Source organism: Mammaliicoccus sp. Q-M61 (assembly GCF_022386055.1).
GTDB lineage: Bacteria > Bacillota > Bacilli > Staphylococcales > Staphylococcaceae > Mammaliicoccus > Mammaliicoccus sciuri_A.
Genome location: NZ_JAJNJL010000012.1, coordinates 17,967 through 38,049, shown reverse-complemented (window position 1 = coordinate 38,049; position 20,083 = coordinate 17,967). Strand labels below are relative to the sequence as shown.

The 20,083-nt window shown below is 32.0% G+C and carries 19 protein-coding genes; 2 read left to right on the top strand and 17 right to left on the bottom strand.

Translation table 11 applies throughout. The features are described 5' to 3' along the window. Nucleotides 1-255: 255 nt before the first annotated feature. From LQ677_RS13100 to LQ677_RS13070, 7 genes are all read right to left on the bottom strand, one after another. Complete coding sequence (locus tag LQ677_RS13100) at nucleotides 256-621, bottom strand: YlbF/YmcA family competence regulator (protein ID WP_025904811.1); 366 nt, start codon at nucleotides 619-621, stop codon at nucleotides 256-258. Between the two features lie 74 nt (nucleotides 622-695). Beyond that, nucleotides 696-1,826, bottom strand: a complete 1,131-nt coding sequence (locus LQ677_RS13095; protein WP_025904810.1) for a DUF445 domain-containing protein — start codon at nucleotides 1,824-1,826, stop codon at nucleotides 696-698. A 75-nt stretch (nucleotides 1,827-1,901) separates the two neighbouring features. Further along, nucleotides 1,902-2,360 (bottom strand): XRE family transcriptional regulator XdrA, encoded by a 459-nt coding sequence (gene xdrA, locus LQ677_RS13090; RefSeq protein WP_025904809.1) that lies wholly within the window; start codon nucleotides 2,358-2,360, stop codon nucleotides 1,902-1,904. 162 nt (nucleotides 2,361-2,522) lie between these two features. After that, nucleotides 2,523-3,800 (bottom strand): dicarboxylate/amino acid:cation symporter, encoded by a 1,278-nt coding sequence (locus tag LQ677_RS13085; protein ID WP_196307926.1) that lies wholly within the window; start codon nucleotides 3,798-3,800, stop codon nucleotides 2,523-2,525. A 159-nt stretch (nucleotides 3,801-3,959) separates the two neighbouring features. Further along, nucleotides 3,960-4,589: a response regulator gene (locus LQ677_RS13080; RefSeq protein WP_037589723.1), complete on the bottom strand. Its 630-nt coding sequence runs from the start codon at nucleotides 4,587-4,589 to the stop codon at nucleotides 3,960-3,962. Between the two features lie 18 nt (nucleotides 4,590-4,607). Beyond that, nucleotides 4,608-5,717, bottom strand: coding sequence for a GAF domain-containing sensor histidine kinase (locus LQ677_RS13075; protein ID WP_239749007.1), 1,110 nt, complete (start codon nucleotides 5,715-5,717; stop codon nucleotides 4,608-4,610). A 17-nt stretch (nucleotides 5,718-5,734) separates the two neighbouring features. After that, complete coding sequence (locus LQ677_RS13070; protein ID WP_025904805.1) at nucleotides 5,735-7,273, bottom strand: bifunctional GNAT family N-acetyltransferase/carbon-nitrogen hydrolase family protein; 1,539 nt, start codon at nucleotides 7,271-7,273, stop codon at nucleotides 5,735-5,737. Between the two features lie 104 nt (nucleotides 7,274-7,377). On the opposite strand from LQ677_RS13070, the gene LQ677_RS13065 reads away from it, so the two are divergent. Further along, nucleotides 7,378-8,199, top strand: a complete 822-nt coding sequence (locus tag LQ677_RS13065; RefSeq protein ID WP_196307924.1) for an RluA family pseudouridine synthase — start codon at nucleotides 7,378-7,380, stop codon at nucleotides 8,197-8,199. Between the two features lie 47 nt (nucleotides 8,200-8,246). Here LQ677_RS13065 and LQ677_RS13060 read toward each other — a convergent pair whose 3' ends face one another. The 6 genes from LQ677_RS13060 to nagA form a co-directional block, all read right to left on the bottom strand. Then, a complete protein-coding gene (locus LQ677_RS13060) occupies nucleotides 8,247-10,412 on the bottom strand; it encodes an RNA degradosome polyphosphate kinase (protein ID WP_191836405.1) in 2,166 nt (721 codons plus the stop codon). Between the two features lie 71 nt (nucleotides 10,413-10,483). Next, complete coding sequence (gene ppx, locus LQ677_RS13055; protein ID WP_191836406.1) at nucleotides 10,484-12,010, bottom strand: exopolyphosphatase; 1,527 nt, start codon at nucleotides 12,008-12,010, stop codon at nucleotides 10,484-10,486. 89 nt (nucleotides 12,011-12,099) lie between these two features. Further along, a complete protein-coding gene (fumC, locus tag LQ677_RS13050) occupies nucleotides 12,100-13,488 on the bottom strand; it encodes a class II fumarate hydratase (RefSeq protein ID WP_107577221.1) in 1,389 nt (462 codons plus the stop codon). A 153-nt stretch (nucleotides 13,489-13,641) separates the two neighbouring features. Further along, nucleotides 13,642-13,854, bottom strand: coding sequence for an SAS053 family DNA gyrase inhibitor (locus LQ677_RS13045; RefSeq protein ID WP_370622769.1), 213 nt, complete (start codon nucleotides 13,852-13,854; stop codon nucleotides 13,642-13,644). Beyond that, complete coding sequence (locus LQ677_RS13040; RefSeq protein ID WP_191836407.1) at nucleotides 13,793-14,392, bottom strand: 6-phosphogluconolactonase; 600 nt, start codon at nucleotides 14,390-14,392, stop codon at nucleotides 13,793-13,795. The genes LQ677_RS13045 and LQ677_RS13040 overlap by 62 nt, the downstream gene beginning before the upstream one ends. A gap of 48 nt (nucleotides 14,393-14,440) precedes the next feature. Further along, entirely contained in the window at nucleotides 14,441-15,592 is a 1,152-nt protein-coding gene (nagA, locus tag LQ677_RS13035) for an N-acetylglucosamine-6-phosphate deacetylase (protein ID WP_025904799.1), read from the bottom strand. Nucleotides 15,593-15,677: 85 nt separating this feature from the next. Here nagA and LQ677_RS13030 point away from each other — a divergent pair, with 85 nt between their 5' ends. Continuing rightward, nucleotides 15,678-15,818, top strand: coding sequence for a hypothetical protein (locus LQ677_RS13030; protein ID WP_162841915.1), 141 nt, complete (start codon nucleotides 15,678-15,680; stop codon nucleotides 15,816-15,818). Between the two features lie 34 nt (nucleotides 15,819-15,852). Here LQ677_RS13030 and trmL read toward each other — a convergent pair whose 3' ends face one another. The 4 genes from trmL to argJ form a co-directional block, all read right to left on the bottom strand. After that, nucleotides 15,853-16,326, bottom strand: coding sequence for a tRNA (uridine(34)/cytosine(34)/5-carboxymethylaminomethyluridine(34)-2'-O)-methyltransferase TrmL (gene trmL, locus LQ677_RS13025; RefSeq protein ID WP_025904798.1), 474 nt, complete (start codon nucleotides 16,324-16,326; stop codon nucleotides 15,853-15,855). A 3-nt stretch (nucleotides 16,327-16,329) separates the two neighbouring features. After that, nucleotides 16,330-17,457 (bottom strand): tRNA epoxyqueuosine(34) reductase QueG, encoded by a 1,128-nt coding sequence (gene queG / locus LQ677_RS13020; protein WP_037589731.1) that lies wholly within the window; start codon nucleotides 17,455-17,457, stop codon nucleotides 16,330-16,332. A gap of 610 nt (nucleotides 17,458-18,067) precedes the next feature. Further along, nucleotides 18,068-18,829 carry an acetylglutamate kinase gene (argB, locus tag LQ677_RS13015; protein ID WP_239749006.1) on the bottom strand — a complete coding sequence of 254 codons (762 nt, stop codon included), beginning with the start codon at nucleotides 18,827-18,829 and terminating at the stop codon, nucleotides 18,068-18,070. A gap of 14 nt (nucleotides 18,830-18,843) precedes the next feature. Then, entirely contained in the window at nucleotides 18,844-20,082 is a 1,239-nt protein-coding gene (argJ, locus tag LQ677_RS13010; RefSeq protein WP_191836409.1) for a bifunctional glutamate N-acetyltransferase/amino-acid acetyltransferase ArgJ, read from the bottom strand. Between the last annotated feature and the right edge of the window lies 1 nt (nucleotide 20,083).

The window sequence follows — 20,083 nt, the reverse complement described above, 5'->3', positions numbered from 1 at the left end:
ATTACAAATCTCAGCTAAAGTGTTACTTACGCACTCACTATTTGCACTTCTCTCCAAAACTGCTAATAACGCCCCCACTATTTGCACTTCTTACCAAAACTGCTAATAACGCACTCACTATTTGCACTTCTCATCAAAACTGCAAATAACACCTCCACTTATAAACATTCCCCACTCTATATAATCCGTCATAAAAATTCCCACAAAAAAAGCCGACAAAATCGAATGACTTTGTCGACTCATAAAGTTAATTAATTAACCTTGGTTTTCTTCAAGGCTACCGTAGATATCTTCTAATGGTTTCATGATAACACGGTTTAAATCTTGAATTAATTGACTCATTGCTTGTTCAGCTTGCATTAATTCAGCGATTGTTTCGTTTTGTTCAATTTCTTGAGCAGATTTTTGAGCTCTAGCGATATCTACTTCTGAAATTTCTTCGCCTTGCATTTGTTTAGTTTGTAATTCTAATTGAATTTCACGGAATTCATCGAATAATTTTTTTGTTTCTGGGTTTGCATTAACTTTTTCATATTGTTCTTTAATTTTGTTATATTCTTCACTTGCACGTAAAGTTTGTTCTAGTTCATTCGCTTTGTCGTAAATGTTTACTTCTGCCATAATTAATTCGCTCCTATAATAAATAAATGTATTAGAAAATCAATTCCAATAATACTGTATCATAATTCTAGGCCTTATACAAAAATAGCGATTATTCCTTGTAATAATCCAATAATTCCACCTAATACAAAGCCTAATAATGTAATTAATTTTAATTCTTTATTAGAGATTTCTATGACTAATTTTTCTAAATAAGATAATTCAAATCGGTCAATTTGATCTTTAATCAATTCTGCTAATTTCATTCTTTCTAAAATTAAGCTAATATTATCGCCAACTTTACCAATCATGTAGTCAATAAATCTTTCTGTTCCTCTTCCTTCCATATATACAAATAAGTTTGGAACGAGTTCATCTAAAGGTGTATTTAAATATTTATTAACATTAATAGATTCTGTAATCTCAGTTGCGAATAACGTTTTGGCTTTTTCTTTTCTTTCATCTGTTAAAACTTCTTGTAAAGGTTTAGCCATCCATTTGTCGTATTGATTATGCACTTGTAGATCAATCATATTTTTGATTTTTTCTTGTTTAATGACATTTCTGAGTTCTTTTTTAACTCTATATACAATATCTTCCGTTGTCATAAACATTTGAATCATGCCGACCATTCTACCTTTTTGTTCAAAAAATTCTTCAACCATTGAATGAATATCTTGTTCACCTTTTTCAGATACTAAATATTCATCAATTTTTGTTAAAATTTCTGGTGTTACACGATTCAATTGAATGTTTAATTGTTCAAGTATTTCTTCTGGAATGAGTGATTTAATGTCATCATTCTTATGAGAAGCATAATATTGATCAATCTTTTCTTTAATAGTAGATTTAATCGTTTCATTTAATTTCTCTTCTAGTGGATAATCAATTCGATCCACAAAGTTTTGAATCGTATATTTTTTCTCTTTTAAAGTATTAAATTGGACTTTTATCGTATCTTCAAGCACTTTCTTCGTACTTGGGTTCACAAGTTTTTCTTTAAATACTTCAGGTGTTAAGAGATGTTTAGTAACCATCTCACCTACTTTTTCTGATAATTCATTTCTTCTTTTTGGTATTAAGCCTGGCGTGAACGGTAATTTATATCCGAACCATCTAATTTCATGATATGGATGAAATAACATTTTAATTGCGATAAAGTTTGTAAATCCACCTATTAACGCACCAATTACCATCATACTAAATACGGTTATAATTGTTGTCATGGAAATTCTCCTTCTAAAAAAGCTACTTCTTTAGAATAATCCAAGAAGTAGCTTTTAACAAATATTATACAAATTTTAAACAAATAATGATTGCGTTTTACGTAAGAAATAAGTTTCTGCTTCACGTTTTTTCGCAGTACCGAAGATTGGTTGACGTTCTTCGTTTAATACTCTGTAAAGATCTGATTTTTTATTAGATTGTAAAATATAGCCAGATTTAGCATCAAGTGTTACCCAGTAAATATCACTAGTATTGTCATGATTTGGATATGCACAATGATGACGAGATATGATTTGAATAACTTCTAATGGGTCACAACCAAAAGTAGTATTTAAAACATCTGAATCTCTGAATAACGCACAAATTGATACACATGTCGTCCAGTTAGGTAATACTCTCTCTTTTTCAATTTGCACTAAAGTTTTCTTAGATAATCCAACTGTATTCGCCATAGTATCTTGAGTGTATCCAGCCTCAATACGAACCATTTTGAATTTTGTTTGGATTATTGTTGTAAATGTTTGTTTATCCATCTATATCTACCTTTCTTTTTAATATTTATATTAATTGATTTAATATGTTGCAAAAATACACGATTTTTTCAAGCACAAGTAACATCATAATACATTTTTAACCAAATTAAAAGAGGTAAATTGAATTTAATATCAATTTACCCCTTTAATACACTAAATTGTTTATTCTTTTACAAATTTTGACTTTTCTCTTTCAGATAAAATTAGTGCACATGCAGCATCTCCAGTAATATTTACAGAAGTTCTTGTCATATCTAACAATCTATCTATACCTAAAATAATACCTATTGCTGCGGGGTCTAATCCGACTGAAGTCAGTACCATTGCTAACATTACTAGGCCAACACCAGGAACACCTGCAGTACCAATTGAAGCAATAACAGCAACAACGACAACAGTTACCATTTGCATAATTGTTAAATCTACACCTGATACTTGAGCTATAAATATTGTTGCGACACCTTGCATAATAGCTGTTCCATCCATATTTATCGTAGCACCTAATGGTTGAACAAATGAACTAATTTCTTTTCTCACACCCATTTCTTTAGTACATTCCAAAGAGATAGGTAATGTTGCATTTGAACTTGATGAACTAAAGCCAACTGTCATAGCTGGGAAGAACTTTTTGAAGAACCAGAAAGGATTCTTACCTGCTAATAATTTAACAGCCCCACCATAAATCACAAAGAAGTGCACTGCTAACGCTAATAATACAACAAAGAAGTACATACCAAGTTGTTTAATTGCGCCAAATCCTGCGTTTGTAAAAGCTGTTGCAACTAGTCCAAATGTACCAATTGGTGCGAAGTAATTCATAATCATCGTAACGATATACATGAGTATATCATTGGTCTGCTCGAAGACTTTTTTCACCGCTTCAACCTTACTACCAAGTGCAATCATTCCTACACCAATAAAGATTGCAAATGTAATAATTGGTAACATATCTTGTTCCACCATAGATTTCATTGGATTTTGTGGGAACAAATTAATCAATGTTTGATCAAATGTTTGATTTTCTGGTGCAGCTTGATCTGATGATTTAGCTTTTTGTTCAGCACCATATTTTTTAACATCATCACTATTTAATAAATCTGATTGACCAACACCTGGTTTAAATACTAAAGCAAGTAACATTGCGATAGTAATCGCAATTGCCGTAGTACATAAGAAGAATGTAACGGTTTTTAATCCTATACCACCTAGTAATTTTGGATCACCTACGCCAATAACCCCTAATACAATTGAAACAAATACGACTGGTACTACAAGCATGAATATGAGGTTAAGGAATATTTGACCAATTACATTAAATACGTATTGATTTGTACCTTGAACGAAACCCGTTCCGGCAAACATATTAAAAATCGAACCAACTGTTATACCTAGTACTAAAGCGATAACAATTTTTAAAGTTAAGTTTTTCCTGACTTTCATATTAAACTACCCCCTATAAAGTAAGTAAAATCATTTCTCCCATGTAACATATTATACTTTAAGGGCTTTCATTTTGTAAATTTATTTTTGTAATTTTACATAAAAACGAGTAAGTATTGAATATGACAATACTTACTCGTAAAAATATTATATCTGTAATTAAATTAATAATTGGTGTTCCATTGCATAAACGGCAGCTTGTGTTCTGTCTGATACTTTTAATTTATTTAGTATATGACTGACATGTGTTTTGATCGTTTTTTCAGATACAAATAGTGTTTCTGCAATTTCTTTATTGGTTTTACCTTTCACCAATTCTGCTAATACTTCAAGTTCTCTTTTGGATAATTTATTTTCTCTATGTGGTTTCCGTTCACTTTCAGAAATAACAGACTGTACTTTTGGATGAATTTTCTTCTCACCATTTAATACAGATCTAATTGTTTGAATAAGCGAATCAGGTTCTACATCTTTAATTTCATAACCATCTGCGCCTTTATCAATCGCTGATATGACATGTTCTTCATCATAAAAGCTTGTTAAGACTAATATCTTAATGTTTGGGTATTTCTTCTTCATGATACTTGTGATTTCAATGCCATTCATATCGGGCATAACTAAATCTAAAAGAACGATATCTGGTGATTCATGTTGTTCTAAGTATTCTAGCAATAACACACCACTTGAGAAATCAGCTTGTATATTGAAATCTGGAACAGTATCTAGTAAGAAACTTAATCCTTGTCGCACAATATGATGGTCATCTACTAAGATTATATTATAACTCATGTGTGATACTCCTAACATTTAAAGTGGAATAGAAATCACAATTTCTGTTCCTTCATTCAATTTTGATTTGATATCTACATGTCCCTTCATACCTTGAACACGTTGTTTAATATTTCTCAAACCGTGAGATAGCTTGTTGTCTAAATCTTGGCTTTCAAATCCTTTACCGTTATCTACAATTTTAAATTTAAACGTCTTTTTATTTTGTTCTAGAAATATTTTCGCACTATTTACACCTGAGTGTTTATGAATATTATTTAATGATTCTTGAATAATGCGATAAACATTCTCTTCAATTGTATTCGGCAAATCAATAAGCCCTTCAACTTCAAATTCAGGTTCAATATGAATTAACTGGCTATATTGTTTAATAGCTGAAATTAAACCTTGTTCCAATCCTATCGGTTTCAGTTGCCATATTAGTGCTCTCATTTCATTGACAGCACTTTGACTCGTCTCTTCAATTGTTTGAAATGCTTTCTTAGCCGCTTCATGGTCATCAAGACTTTTCGCTGCATGTGCAGTGATTTTTAAAGAAAATAACATTTGATTAACAGAATCATGTAAATCTCTCGCTAACCTATTTCTTTCATTTATACGAGCTGCCTCTTTTTCTTGATCCGTTAATAATATACGTTTAATCGCAGAGCCGATTTGAAATGCTACAGACTCTAGCAATTCTAAATCTTCTTCTGAATATCGCTTCGTATTTGGTGTCGCAATATTAAGCAATCCAAACTGTTCATTACCAGAACGAAGTGGCACAGTTGCATGATGTGTAATGCCATCCGTCTTGTCATGATGTTCTTTAGTTGCTTTTACAATTCTTGAACAAGTAATAATATTTGAAGCTTTCGTCAGTTTTTTATTTTGATATGCTGTTACACACCAACACGTACCTTCTGTCATGTATTGGCAACTATTATGTGTTAAAGCGGGCGGTAACGCTTCTTCTGCAACAAGTTCATGTTTACCTTCTTCATCAATAAAAAATATCCAACCTGTATGAAAGTTACTGCCGCTTACTAATTTTTTAAGTGCGCCATGCATCATACTATACATTTCAGTCTCTTCATTTAAAAATTCTGCAATTTCTTTTAAAAGGCTTGTACTCGTCGGTTTTTCCATATCAATCACCTTTATTATTATTGATTATACGTAATATTATATACGTCATGTCTTCTATCTCTAAGATGTCTAACAGTTCCGTTTTCTCTACCTCTTCTTAATACTTCTAAGTCAACTTCGCCGATAGCAACCATTTCTAAATTCTCACCTGTTTCACTCACGATACCATCACGAGCAAAACCATAGTCTGATGGAGAATATATTGCTGAAGCACTATATTGGATATCCATATTCTCAGTTTGTGGCAAGTTACCGCATGTTCCTGAAGTTACTGTGTAAACTTGGTTTTCTATAGCGCGTGCCATACAACAATATTTTACACGTAAATAACTTTGTCTATCTTCTGTTGAGAATGGTGTAAATATAATTTTTGCACCTTTTTCCATTGCGATTCTCGCCATTTCAGGAAATTCACTATCGTAACAAATTTGAATCGCAATTTTTCCACAATCAGTATCGAATACTTCAACGCCATTACCAGGTGATACACCCCACCATTTTCTTTCATTTGGTGTTACATGGATTTTATATTGTTTTTCGATAGAGCCATCTCGTCTAAATAAATATGAAATATTATAAATATCTTCACCTTCTTCAACGAAATGAGAACCACCAATAATGTTGATATTATATTTCATTGCAAACTGATTGAACATCTCAATATATTGTGATGTGTAAGTAGTTAATTTTCTAATAGATTCTGCTGGATTACTTTGTTCATCAAAGCTCATTAATTGCGTCGTCAACAATTCTGGAAAGACGATAAAATCACTATCCGCATCGTATGCAACGTCAATAAAGTATTCAATTTGGTTTGCAAACTCTTCAAATGAATTAATTTTACGCATCATATAGTTTACTGTACATATTCTGACAGGTTCACTCGTTTTAAAATGAACATTACTTCTTGCTATGTAATCAGGATTATTCCATTCCATCAAAGTTGCAAATTTCATACTTTTAACATCATCATTTAAATAATTTGGATTAATACGCATTAACGTAAAATCATTCATCAATTGAAATGTTAATACTGGGTCTTTAATACGGTGTTTAATGACACCTTGTACGTATTCACGTGGTGTTAATTCATCACTATATTGATGATAGTTTGGAATTCTACCGCCTATAATGATACTCTTTAAATTTAATTCATAAGCGATTTCTCTACGAGCTTCATATAGTCTTGCGCCAACTTTCATACCTCTATAATCAGGATGAACCATAACTTCAATACCATATAAATTATGTCCGTGATCATTATGGTTTGTAATATAACCATTATTCGTAATACTATCCCACGTATGTCTATCATCATATTCATCAAAGTTGATGATAAGTGAAGAACATGAACCTATAATTTCACCTTCAAATTCTACAACAATTTGTCCTCTCGGAAACATTCTTAGATGACTTTCAAGGTGTCCTCTCTCCCATGGTTCCATCCCCGGAAAACATTTAGACTGTAATTCAATAACTTCATCAATATCATCAAAAGTCATCTGTCTAGTATTAATACTAACGTTAAATTCATTATTATCGATTGATTTTGACATGAAACATACTCCTTATCTCTTTTTCTTGTTATAATAATTATAACTTATTTTTTGTTATAATATAATTTTTCCCGATTTTGAGAGAAATATTCCTGGAGGACGCTATGCAAATTACAATACCATCAAAATTTGAAGGTCAAACAATCGAAGAGATGTTTAAATCTTTACATCTACCAAAGAAAGAACTTCACCTTTTAAGAATGTCAAAAGAACTTACGATAAATGACGAATCATGTACATTAAGAGATACAGTAAATGCCGGAGATAAACTTAATATCCCATTATTTGACGAAACAAGCCAATATGTTTCTAGTTACCGATTAGCTGAAATTAAATACGAAGATGAATACTTAGCAATTGTCGTTAAACCTAAAGGTGTAAAGACACATCCAAACGATTTAAAAGAAGCAAACACACTAATGAATCACGTAATCTATACGTTAGATTCTGATTATGCTGAACCTGTTCATAGACTTGACCAAGAAACTGTTGGATTATTGTTAGTCGCAAAACACCCTATCGCTAAAAAAATATTAGATCGTATGTTAGAAGATAGAGAAATTACAAGAACATATAAAGCTCAAGTTGATAGTTTATTACCACTTAAACCACAAACAATTGATATGCCAATTGGTAAAGACAAGTTCCATCCAAACAAAAGACGGGTATCACCAACAGGTCAACGTGCTATCACACATATACTTGAAAGTCATATGATTGATGAACATACGGCAGAAGTAGAATTAAAATTAGATACGGGTAGAACACACCAAATTCGTGTCCACCTTGCAGAAATTGGACATCCAGTTGTCGGTGACCCACTCTATAACAATAGTAAACTGAGAAAATTAAAATTACACAGTTATAAAATAGAATTCGAACATCCATTTAAAGATGAAATGATTTCAGTTACGTTAGACGATTAAATAACTAAAAAAGCCAACAAAGCTTTAACTTTGTTGGCTTTAACTATTTATCGCTTTAATCTTTCTTTAAATTTATTAATTAAGTTACTTCTTTTACTCGTTACAGGTCTCCCTATATTTAAGTGAGACTTTCTCATTTCTTTCCCTGCTAACATTGCCTCATCCATTAACATTTCTTGTGAGTTCATATGTTTATTCCCTGCATCATTGTATTGATATACACCTTCATTATTTTGAATACGTCCTTTTAATCCATCATTGAGTTGTAAATCAACAATGCCTTTTAAACGTTTAACTAAATTAGGATCTAATACTGGGAATAATATTTCAACACGTTTAATCATATTTCTTGTCATCATATCAGCTGAAGAAAGATACATTTTTTCTTGTCCATTATGGTAGAAATAATAGATTCTTGAGTGTTCTAAAAATCGACCTACAATACTGATGACTTCGATATTCTCACTTACACCTTTAATACCTGGTTTAAGACAACAAATACCACGAATAATCAGTTTGATTTTAACACCACATTGTGATGCTTCAAATAATTTTTTAATTACTTTTTTATCTGTTAATGAATTCATTTTAGCGATAATGAGACCATTGCCATGTTCTTTATGAGATTTCATTTCTTGTTCAATATGTTCAACAAAGAAATCTCGTATTTCAAATGGTGCGACGATTAGCTCATTATAATCAGGCTTTAATGAATAACCACTTAAATAATTAAAGAAGTTAATCGCATCTTGCCCTATTTTCGGGTTAGTAGTAATAATACCCATATCTGTATATATTTTAGCCGTCTTATCATTGTAATTTCCTGTTCCTAAATGAACGAAAGGCGTCACTTTTCCTTTAACTTTCTTAATAACTAGCGTAATTTTACTATGTGTTTTAAGGAATGTCATACCATATATAACATTACAGCCTGCATCCTCCAACATTCTCGCCCACTGAACATTGTTTTCTTCATCAAAACGCGCTTTTAATTCAACAAGTACTGTAACTTGTTTACCATTTTCAGCTGCATTTTTTAAAGCCTGAATGATCGGTGAATCACTACTCACACGGTAAAGTGTTTGCTTAATAGCAAGTGTATCTGGATCTTCTGAAGCTTCTTTTATAAATTCAACAATCGGCTCAAAAGATTCATATGGATGATGGAAAAATACATCTCTTTCCAATGCTAATTCAAAAACATTATTTTTACTTAATGAGGAAGGTAATTGTGGTGTATAAGGTTTAAATAATAGTTCTGGGAATAAATCTTCTAATTGTCCTACAAGAGAGAATAACACTGTTAAATCTAGTGGACCATTAACTCTGTATATATCTTCATTTGATAACTCAAGTTCATTCATTAAGAAAATACTCTTCACTTCTGAATCTATATGTCTACTATCAATTTCAAGTCGTACTGCTGCACCACTTTTTCTTTCTTTTAAAAATCGTTCTATTTCTATTAATAAATCTTCTGCACCTTCTTCATGAATTGTTAAATCTGCATTTCTTGTCACCCTGAATGTGTACGTATTAATCACTTCATATCCCTTAAATAATTGTTCTATAAATAATGAAATGACATCTTCAAGAAATACAATATATTTAACGCCTTCATGTTCTAACTTAATAATTCTATCTAATAATGTTGGAACGGGTACGATTGCCGATCTAATTTCACCATCATTTAACCTAATATCTACAAACAAATTCAACATTTTATTATTTAATTTTGGGAATGGCCTGTATGCATCTATCCCTAACGGTGAAAGTGTTGGTAATATATCAGTATTAAATTGATGCTGAAGTTGCTCAATTAAAGGTTCTGGCAATCTTTCTGGTTGTGTAATAAATATTTTATAGCTCTTTAACAAATCTTTTAATTCATTAAATCGCTTATATTGAAGCTCGACGTTCACTCTATTTTTCTTTTCAATGCCGATAAGTTGTTCTTTAGGTGTCAATTGCGCTTTATTCTCTGGTTCATTAAAATTCATCTTAACTTGGTCTTTCAACCCCGCTACTCTAACCATAAAAAATTCATCTAAATTAGAACTATGAATTGCTAAAAATTTCAACTGTTCTAATAAAGGATTGTTAGGATCAATTGCTTCCTCAAGAACACGATAATTAAAGTCTAGCCAACTTAATTCTCGGTTGTTGTAATATTCTGGATTGTCTAAATAAAATTGTTCCGCTTGTGCTTCCATAATTATCTCACCCTTTACAAATTTCCAATCAAGATTATAAAATCACACTACTTCATTTAAACGTAAGTTTATTAATCTTGTGTAAATATAATATTAAGTTTTTTCGGTAGTAACTTTTCTAAATGTTTTTTCTGTCTATCAGATTGATATTCTTCAGCGATTGGGTCTGTAACATATTTGGCTCTTAATTCAAATTCATTTTTCTTTTCAATTAATGCCATTGATTCGATGCAATCGGTATTGGAAACATTTAAAGCATGGGCAAACTTAATGATGCCACCAAGCTTTTGAATAAGTTCGATTTCTTCATCATCAAACCAAGGCGTCCCCTTTATATAAAACTTTAATAACGTCTTGTTTTTAAAACTTGCCAAAAGTGCTAATTTAACCCTTTCTTTATGCGATAAGCCATTAATACTTGAATTGGCTATAATATAATACGTATGTTGTGAACTAGAATCTGCATCAATAAATGAACCTAAATAATATAAATATGCCGCTTCTTTAAATATTTCTTTATCTTCTTTTGGAATTTTAAAACTAGTGATTTCTTCTAATTTGTTTAATAAATCTTCAGCTAATTTCATGCGCTGTTTACCATTTGAAGCATTGATATTATATTCATTTGCTATATGTTTTAATGCATCACTTGTGACATTATTTTTATTAAATGCCTTTGGAAATTCTTCTTTAATTCTTGTCATCACTAAACCTTCACGTAGACCTTTTCTTGAGAACGTAAAACGTTTTGCATCTGAGATATCGTATAATGTATTAAAAACAATAGAACTAGGTAAAATGATATCTGTACGGTCTCTACTTAAACCATCTAAATCTTTTAATTCATTTTTATCAGATTTTTTCAAGACATCAAACACTTCTTCAAGCCCTTTTTTAGTCATGTCATACCCATGTACACCTGCAATTGGATAATTATTTAATGACTGATGTATACGCGCATTATTTCGGGCAGATCCACCAATCCCAATAATAGGAACGTTTTTATCTTTTATCCATTTTTCAGATTCAAACTGTTCTTTAACATACTTCTCACATTTTTTTATCGCATTTTTATCATTATGATCTTTATCAGCGAAAAACATTTTCTCTAAAGTTACAACACCAAAAGGAAAACTTATTGCCTCTTTTAACTTTTTATCTTCAAAATAAGTAATTTCTGTTGAACCACCACCTATATCAACTGTAATACCATTATTTATATTTAAAGTATGTGTTGCTGCATAAAATCCGTAAAACGCCTCATCTTGTTCTGGGATAATTTCAATATCGAGATTCGTTTTGTCTTTTACACTTTTAATAATTTCATTTATATTTTTAGATTGTCTTACTGCTGCTGTAGCTGCAGGGACAAGTTCTTCCACTTGAAATTTTTCGGCAACTTTTTTAAAACTATTTAAAGTTTCTACTAAAATATTGATTCCATCTTTATTCATTGTTTTATCTTCTTCTAAATATTGACTCAAACGTGCTGGTGTTTTAACGTTTTGTAGTTCATTTAAACCTGTATCTTTAGAGTATTCAAAAATAACAAGTCTTATAGTATTGGAACCTATATCTATTAATCCTAATCTCTTCATAAATTGCCTCCAAAGTTATATTTTGATACAGAAAAAGGTGCCTATAGCACCTTTTTTCTGTTCTTTATATTTGTGTCTTAAAGCTGCTATTATTTTTTAGAGCTTATCATATCTTCTGGTTTAATCCACTCATCGAATTGTTCTTCAGTTAGAAGTCCAGATTCAATTGCAGATTCTTTTAATGTTAATCCGTTTTTATGAGCATTCTTCGCAATTGCTGCTGCATTTTCATATCCAATATGTGGATTTAACGCAGTAACAAGCATCAATGATTGATTTAAATATTTATCGATATTTTCTTCAATAGGTTCTATTCCAACTGCACAGTTGTTATTAAATGTTTCAATACCATCTGTTAATAAATAAATAGATTGTAATGTATTGTATAAAATAACTGGTTTAAATACATTTAATTCAAAGTTACCTTGTGATGCTGCTATACCAACTGCTGCATCATTTCCTAATACTTGAACAGCAACCATTGTTAACATTTCACATTGAGTTGGGTTTACTTTACCTGGCATGATTGATGAACCTGGTTCGTTCTCTGGAATTGAAATTTCAGCTAATCCAGCTCTTGGTCCTGAAGCTAACCATCTTACGTCATTCGCAATTTTCATTAAGTCACTTGCTAATGCTTTAAGTGCGCCATGAACATAAACAACTTCATCATGAGCAGTTAATGCATGGAATTTATTTTCAGATGATACAAATGGATAGCCTAATTGTTCGCTAATTTGTTTAGCCACTTTATCACCGAATTCTGGATGAGCATTGATACCAGTACCAACTGCTGTACCACCAATTGCTAAGTTTAATAATTGACCTTTAGATTCATTTAATAATGATTCACATTTATCTAACATATATCTCCAACCACTAACTTCTTGACCTAAAGTTAAAGGTGTTGCATCTTGTAAATGTGTTCTACCGATTTTAATAATATCTTTGAAATCTTCTTCTTTTTTCTTAAATGTATCTCTTAACGTACCAATTGCTGGTAATAATTTAGATTCAATTTCATGATATAAAGCAACATGCATTGCAGTTGGATATGTATCATTTGAACTTTGAGACATATTAACATGATCATTTGGATGAACGGACTCTTCTGAACCTTTTTCTTTCAAGTATTCATTTGCAACGTAGCTCACAACTTCGTTCACGTTCATATTACTTTGTGTACCACTACCTGTTTGCCAAACGACTAGAGGAAAATGTTCATCTAAGTTTCCATTTAAAATTTCATCAGTAGCATATACAATGGCATCTTTCTTATCATCAGATAATTTACCAAGTTCATGATTTGAAATCGCTGCTGCTCTTTTTAAATGTGCAAATCCATAAATCACTTCAATTGGCATTTGTTCTTTACCTACTGGGAAATTCTGTTTACTTCTTTGTGTTTGTGCTTTCCAATATTTCTCACTTGGAACTTTAATTTCACCAAATGTATCATGTTCAATTCTGTAACTCATTTCAATACTCCCCTTTATTTCTTGAATTCATCATTCTTTATTCATCTCTATTATATCGTATAAAGAAAGCGATTTAAACTCTCAGTTGTCAGATAATTTAAATTAACGAAAAAAATAAAGATTGAGACATAGCGTATTGTCTCAATCTCTATTTTAAGATTCTTGTTCAGATTTCTTTTCTTCAAAAGCTTCATCATTTTGTTCTGATATTTGTTCCATTTCTTTACCTAGTTCTTTAACATCTTCTAGGTCTTGAACCATTTCATTTTCTTCTTCTAGATTTTTATTCAAATTTCTCACCTTCTTATGAAAATTGAATTGAGAAGTAAGATCTAACGTCTTCAGGTAAGCCTTGTGCCGCTTCATTATCTAATACAACTGTTACCATTCTATGTTGTTTTAATTTAGCGGATTCAACAGAACCATTTGCAGGTTCTTGATATAACTGACTTACTGCTTTAGCTTTTTCTTTACCAGTGACAAGTACGATAACTTCTCTTGCTGGGTGAATCGCTTGGTCATAGTCTAATCCAGTTCTGCTATCTTCAGTTAAAGTGACAACATCTAACATTAATTTGTTTTTCTTTTTGTCAGTATTCACTTTTTCTCTAATAAATGCTTCAACATCACTACCGACATCAGTTTTTAATACTTGTTTAGCAGGAACACCTAATTCTGTGTAATAATCTTCTTTACCATCAAAATCTAAAATATGAATTTGACTGAAGTTCACAGGATTTTTCTTAACATCATCTAATAGTTCATCGAAAAATGATGTTTGCTCTGCTTCTAAATGTACGCCGACAACTGAAGTGCTGTCTGAATTAAATTGTTTGCGAACTACATCTGCAGCATATCGTGCAGCAATATCTTTTGTTTCAAATACTTTAAAGTTTAAAGCCATTTTGTCCACTCCTCATTTCAACTTGTCTATTTACAAAAATCATAACCTTTAGTCATTATCTATAATATACCCTTTTTTAATAGTAGTTAAAACATTTAATTCTGAATCAGCTATAACTAGATCTGCTTGTTTTCCAACTTTGATTGAGCCAATTCTATCATCAACTTTCAATCTAATCGCTTGGTTTAAACTTGCAGTACGCCATGCTTCTTCAAGCGGTATATTTGCAAAGTCCATTAAATTTTTTAAGCCTTTATTCATAAGTAATATACTTCCTGCAAGTGAACCGGTTTCTAATCTTGCTTCGTTATTTTTAACAAATACATCTTGACCACCAAGATCATATTTACCATCTTTCATGCCTTTTGCACGCATTGCATCCGTAATAATACAGAAATTCTCATTGCCTTTAGCAAGGTATGCTAATTTAACTGCAGCCGGATGAGAATGAATGCCATCAACAATGACTTCTGTTGTTAATCTTTCATCAGTCAGAGCGGCACCAAATACGCCTGGTTCTCTATGTGTAAATGTTGTTTGTGCATTATATAAATGTGTAATGTGCTTAAGACCATTTTGAACTGCTTTTTCAATACCATCGTAATCAGATACGGTATGTCCTGCTGAAAAAATAACATCTTCATGAAGTGCTTTAATAACTTCCTCTGCACCTTCAACTTCTGGCGCTATTGTCACTATTTTAATCGCGCCATTTGCTTTTTCTTGAAAATCTTTGAATTTTTGTACTGTAGGTCTTGCAACAAATGCAGGATTTTGAGCACCAACTTTATGTTCTGAAATAAATGGGCCTTCTAAATGTACACCAAGTATTTCAGCACGTTTATCATCTATCGGTTTATAGTTTGCAACATTTTCTAATGCAGCATTGATGGCTTCAGTTGATTGCGTCATTGTTGTGGCTAAAAAGCTAGTCGTACCTTCAGATAATAATTTCTCAGATAATAGATTCAATGTTTCAGGTGTTGCATCCATTGCATCTTGACCATAACCACCATGAATATGTATATCAATAAATCCCGGAAGTACGTGTTGACCATTCGCATCAATCGTTTGTAATGTACCTGTATATTCCCCTTCTTGAATATCGTGAATACATCCATTACGCACTTCGATATAGCCATGATCAATTTTATATGTTTCAGTATAAATTTGTGCATTTTTCAAAATATAATTATCCATATCAATGTCTCCTTAAAAATGTATTTAATTATTGCCTTAATTCGTATATAATAAAGATAACATAACATTACGAGGGGGCAATTAAATGAACACGCTATTAATCTGTATGGTTGGTGTAGCATTTATTACTGCGATGTTAACTGCTGGTCGCGATTCTAAAGACTATGGTCTTAAGGAAGAAGATTTAAACAAAGAACTTGAATCTTTAAAATCAAATAATAATTAATAACTGAGACCATTTGGCCTCAGTTTTTTTATTTCTATGATAAATTAGGATAATTTTGTTGTCTTAACGCTTCATAAATTAATATTGCAGCAGTATTAGATAAATTTAAAGATCTTACATTATCATTCATTGGAATTCTTAATGCTGTATCTTTATATTTTTCTTTAACCCAATCAGGAAGTCCTGTTGTTTCTCTACCAAATATAAAGTAATGATTTTCTTCAACATTACTGTAATCGAACTGAGTATGTGGTTGTGTACCAAACTTCGTTAGTAAGTAATAGTTGCCACCTTCAGTCTTTTCGAAAAATTCTTCAATACTATCATAATAAACAATATTTACAAATTTCCAGTAATCTAAACCCGCTCTTCTTAACATTTTATCATCCGTACTAAAACCTAAAGGTCTAATTAAGTGTAAAGTTGTATCTGTTGCTGCACAACTACGTGCAATATTCCCAGTATTCGCTGGAATTTCTGGTTGATATAAAACTACATGATTTGTCATAATTTATTTTCTCCTAATCTCTAATCCTTTTATCATTTCTTCTTGGACTTCTTCTATTTCACGTTCATAGTGTGACATAATGAATGGTCTTGCCTCTTCACCTTGTATTTGACCGATAGCCCAAAATGCAGTACCTCTTATCATTGGTCGCGGATCTGTTAACGCAACATCTTTTAATTCTGGTATTGCACTTTCTTCATTAAAGTGAGCAAGTGCGACAATCGCATTTCGTTGGATCGGCTTTTTACCTCTCCATGCACCGGCTAAATGTCCATAAGTATTTTTAAATTCTTTATTAGACATTTTAAGTAGTGGGACAAGTCTAGGTTTCAGTACCTCAGGTTCTAATATAATGTCGTCATGTTCAGTATTAATCCCTCTATTTCGTGGGCATACTTGTTGGCATGTATCACATCCATATAAACGATTTCCTATTTTATAGCGGTATTCATCTTTTAAATAACCTTTTGTTTGTGTTAAAAAGCTGATACATTTTTGACTATTTAATTGACCATTACCTACTAAGGCACCAGTCGGACATCTATCAACACAAATGTTACAATCACCACAACTATCAATAACTGGATCATCAGGTTTAAATGGAATGCTGACTAACATTTCACCAAGATAACTCCAAGTACCTAGTTCTTCATTAATAATAAAGCCATTTTTACCTGCAAATCCTAACCCAGCTCTTTCAGCTACTGAACGGTCAGACAAGACACCAGTATCGACCATTGATTTAATTTCTACATCAGGCACTTTTTCTTTTAGGAATAAACTGAGTTTATCAAGGCGATTTCTCATAATAGTATGATAATCTTGGCCCCATGAAGCACGCGCAAACATACCTCTTCTATCTCCTCTAACACTTTTAGGAGCACCCTTTAATTTATTCGGATACCCTACAGCAATTGCTATAATTGAGCGAGCAGATGGTAATGATAATTTAGGGACTGTTCTTAACTCAATATCACTTTCTTCAAACCCAGAAGCATATCCTTTAGAATGATAATCTTCTAACTTTTTCTTTAATTCATCAAAAGGATCAGCAGTTGTAAATCCAATACTATCAATACCAATAGAATGTGCATAATCTATCACTTCTTGCTTCAATTGATCTAAATTCAAATTTATTCACCTCACTATCAAACATGCTAATACATTTTAACACATTTAATAAATAAATTTACGGTATTCGTATTAATTCAATTAAATAAGTATATAAAAAATTGCTTTCATATACTGTGTGGCAAATGGTATGGCAAGACAGTATTTAGCTTGTTTCTGGTGGGGGCTGTTGTGAACACTTCTGACCAAACTTGTTCATAACGAGGGCCTTGTGAACACTTCTGCCCAAACTTGTTCATAACGGGGGCCGTGTGAACACTTCTGCCCAAACTTGTTCATAACGAGGGCGTTAGTTACAAAATTCGGCTGAAGTGTTACTATGGGCCGCCTTAGTTACAAAACTCAGCCGAATTGTTACCATGGACCTCCTTAGTTACAAAACTCGGCTAAAATGTAAACAAGGAGCTCCTTATTTGCACTTCTAGCTAAATCTGCTAATAACGGCATCACTATTTGCACTTCTAGCTAAATCTGCTAATAACGGCATCACTATTTGCACTTCTAGCCAAAACTGCTAATAACGACACCACTATTTGCACTTCTAGCCAAATCTGCTAATAAGCGAATAAAAAATCCGACAGTGCTCAAAAACGCTGTCGGATTTTTTACTTTATAATGTAATTGTTGTACCTATTTTATTTGAATGAGAACTTTTTAATAATGCATGGTCTGATGATCCTGATATAATCTTGACGCTTTTACAGCCTTCTTTTATTGCAGAAATTGCGCCCGTAACTTTAGGAATCATACCGCCATATATTTCAGTTGTTTCTATATAATTATGAATATCATTAATACTTAAATGGCTTTGTACTTCATCTTTAATCAGTACTCCTGGAATATCACTTATTAAGAATAAGTCGCCTTCCATTTCACTCGCTATTTTATATGCAAGACTATCTGCATTTATATTATATCTTTGACCTGTATTTCTATCGATACCGATTGGTGCAATAACTGGAATACTGGTCGAACATATGTTAGCCAATGTTACTTTATTAACGGATGTACATTCTGCTACAAATCCATATTTAGAATCTAAAGGTTTAATGTCAAATAAATTCATATCAATGCCATTTATGCCTAATGCTAATGAGTCATGTTGATTAATTTGAAACACAACTTGTGGATTGACTTCACCTATCAATGTACTTGAAGTTTGAAGTAACACTTCTTCATCAGTAACACGTAAGCCATCTACAAATTTACTTTCAATACCAATTTTAGTTAGTTGTCTATTAATAAACGGGCCGCCACCATGGACGATGATTGGCATATAATTTTGACTTTTTAAAGTAAGTATATCTTCTATTATCGTTTGACTTAAGTTGCTTAATATACTTCCACCAATTTTAATGACTGCATACTTCACTTAATGACCTCCTATTAAGTTCTATATAATGCATTAATTTTTACGTAATCATAACTCAAATCGCATCCGAAAGCGGTAGATGAATGATGAGAATTTCCAACTTTCGCTTCTATTTCAATTGTATCTTGCTCCATTTTAGCTTTTAAATCTAACTCATCAAATGTTACATTCATACCTTTACTGACTAATAAATGTCCACAAAGCCAAACGTCTACTTCGTTAGTATCTACAGTATGATCTGCATAACCAATTGATGTTACGATTCTTCCAAAGTTTGGATCAGCACCGTGTATTGCAGTTTTCACTAAGCTTGAACCTACAATCGTTTTTGCAATTGCACTATTTTGAGCTTTCGTCTTAGCACCTTTGACATTAACTTTGATTAACTTCGTCGCACCTTCACCATCTCTCGCAATACTTTGAGCTAAAAATTGACTCACATATTGGACAGCTTGGGCGAACTTTTCCCATTCTGGATGTGATTTAGTTAATGTATGTTGACCACTTTCACCGTTAGCTAAAAGTATAACCATATCATTTGTACTTGTATCACCATCGACTGTAATCATATTAAACGTTTCATCAACAGATTCTTTTAGTAAGCCATTCAAATCTTCAGATTCAACATTTGCATCTGTTGTCATAAAGCCAAGCATTGTAGCCATATTTGGATGAATCATGCCCGACCCTTTACATGAACCGCCAATCGTAATCACTTCATCATCAATTTTAATTTGTACTGCTATATGTTTAGTCTCTTTATCAGTTGTTAAAATAGCTTCATTAAAATCAGAAGAATGTGCATTATTGAGAATATCAATATTATTCACACCATATTCAATTTTTTGCATAGGTAAAAATTCGCCAATCAAGCCTGTTGATGCAATTGCGATTTGATGTTCAGGTAATTGTAGTTTAGATGAAATCCATTTTTGAGTTTGCTTTGCATCATCTAAACCTCTTTGACCTGTACAAGCATTTGCGATGGCAGAATTAATAACAATTGCAGAAAGTTTGTGTTCAACATTAATACTTTCTTCAGTGACTTTTAATGGGGCTGCTTTAAAAGCATTTTGTGTATATACCGCTGCACAATTAGCTGGAACTGATGAATATAACCAACCAAAGTCTTTCTTTTCTCTACGTAAGCCGACATGCATGCCGCCAGCAATGTATCCTTTAGGTGATGCGACATCACCTTCTTCTATAACGATCATTTCAGAGTCAATTAATTCTTCAGTCTTATCTAACATC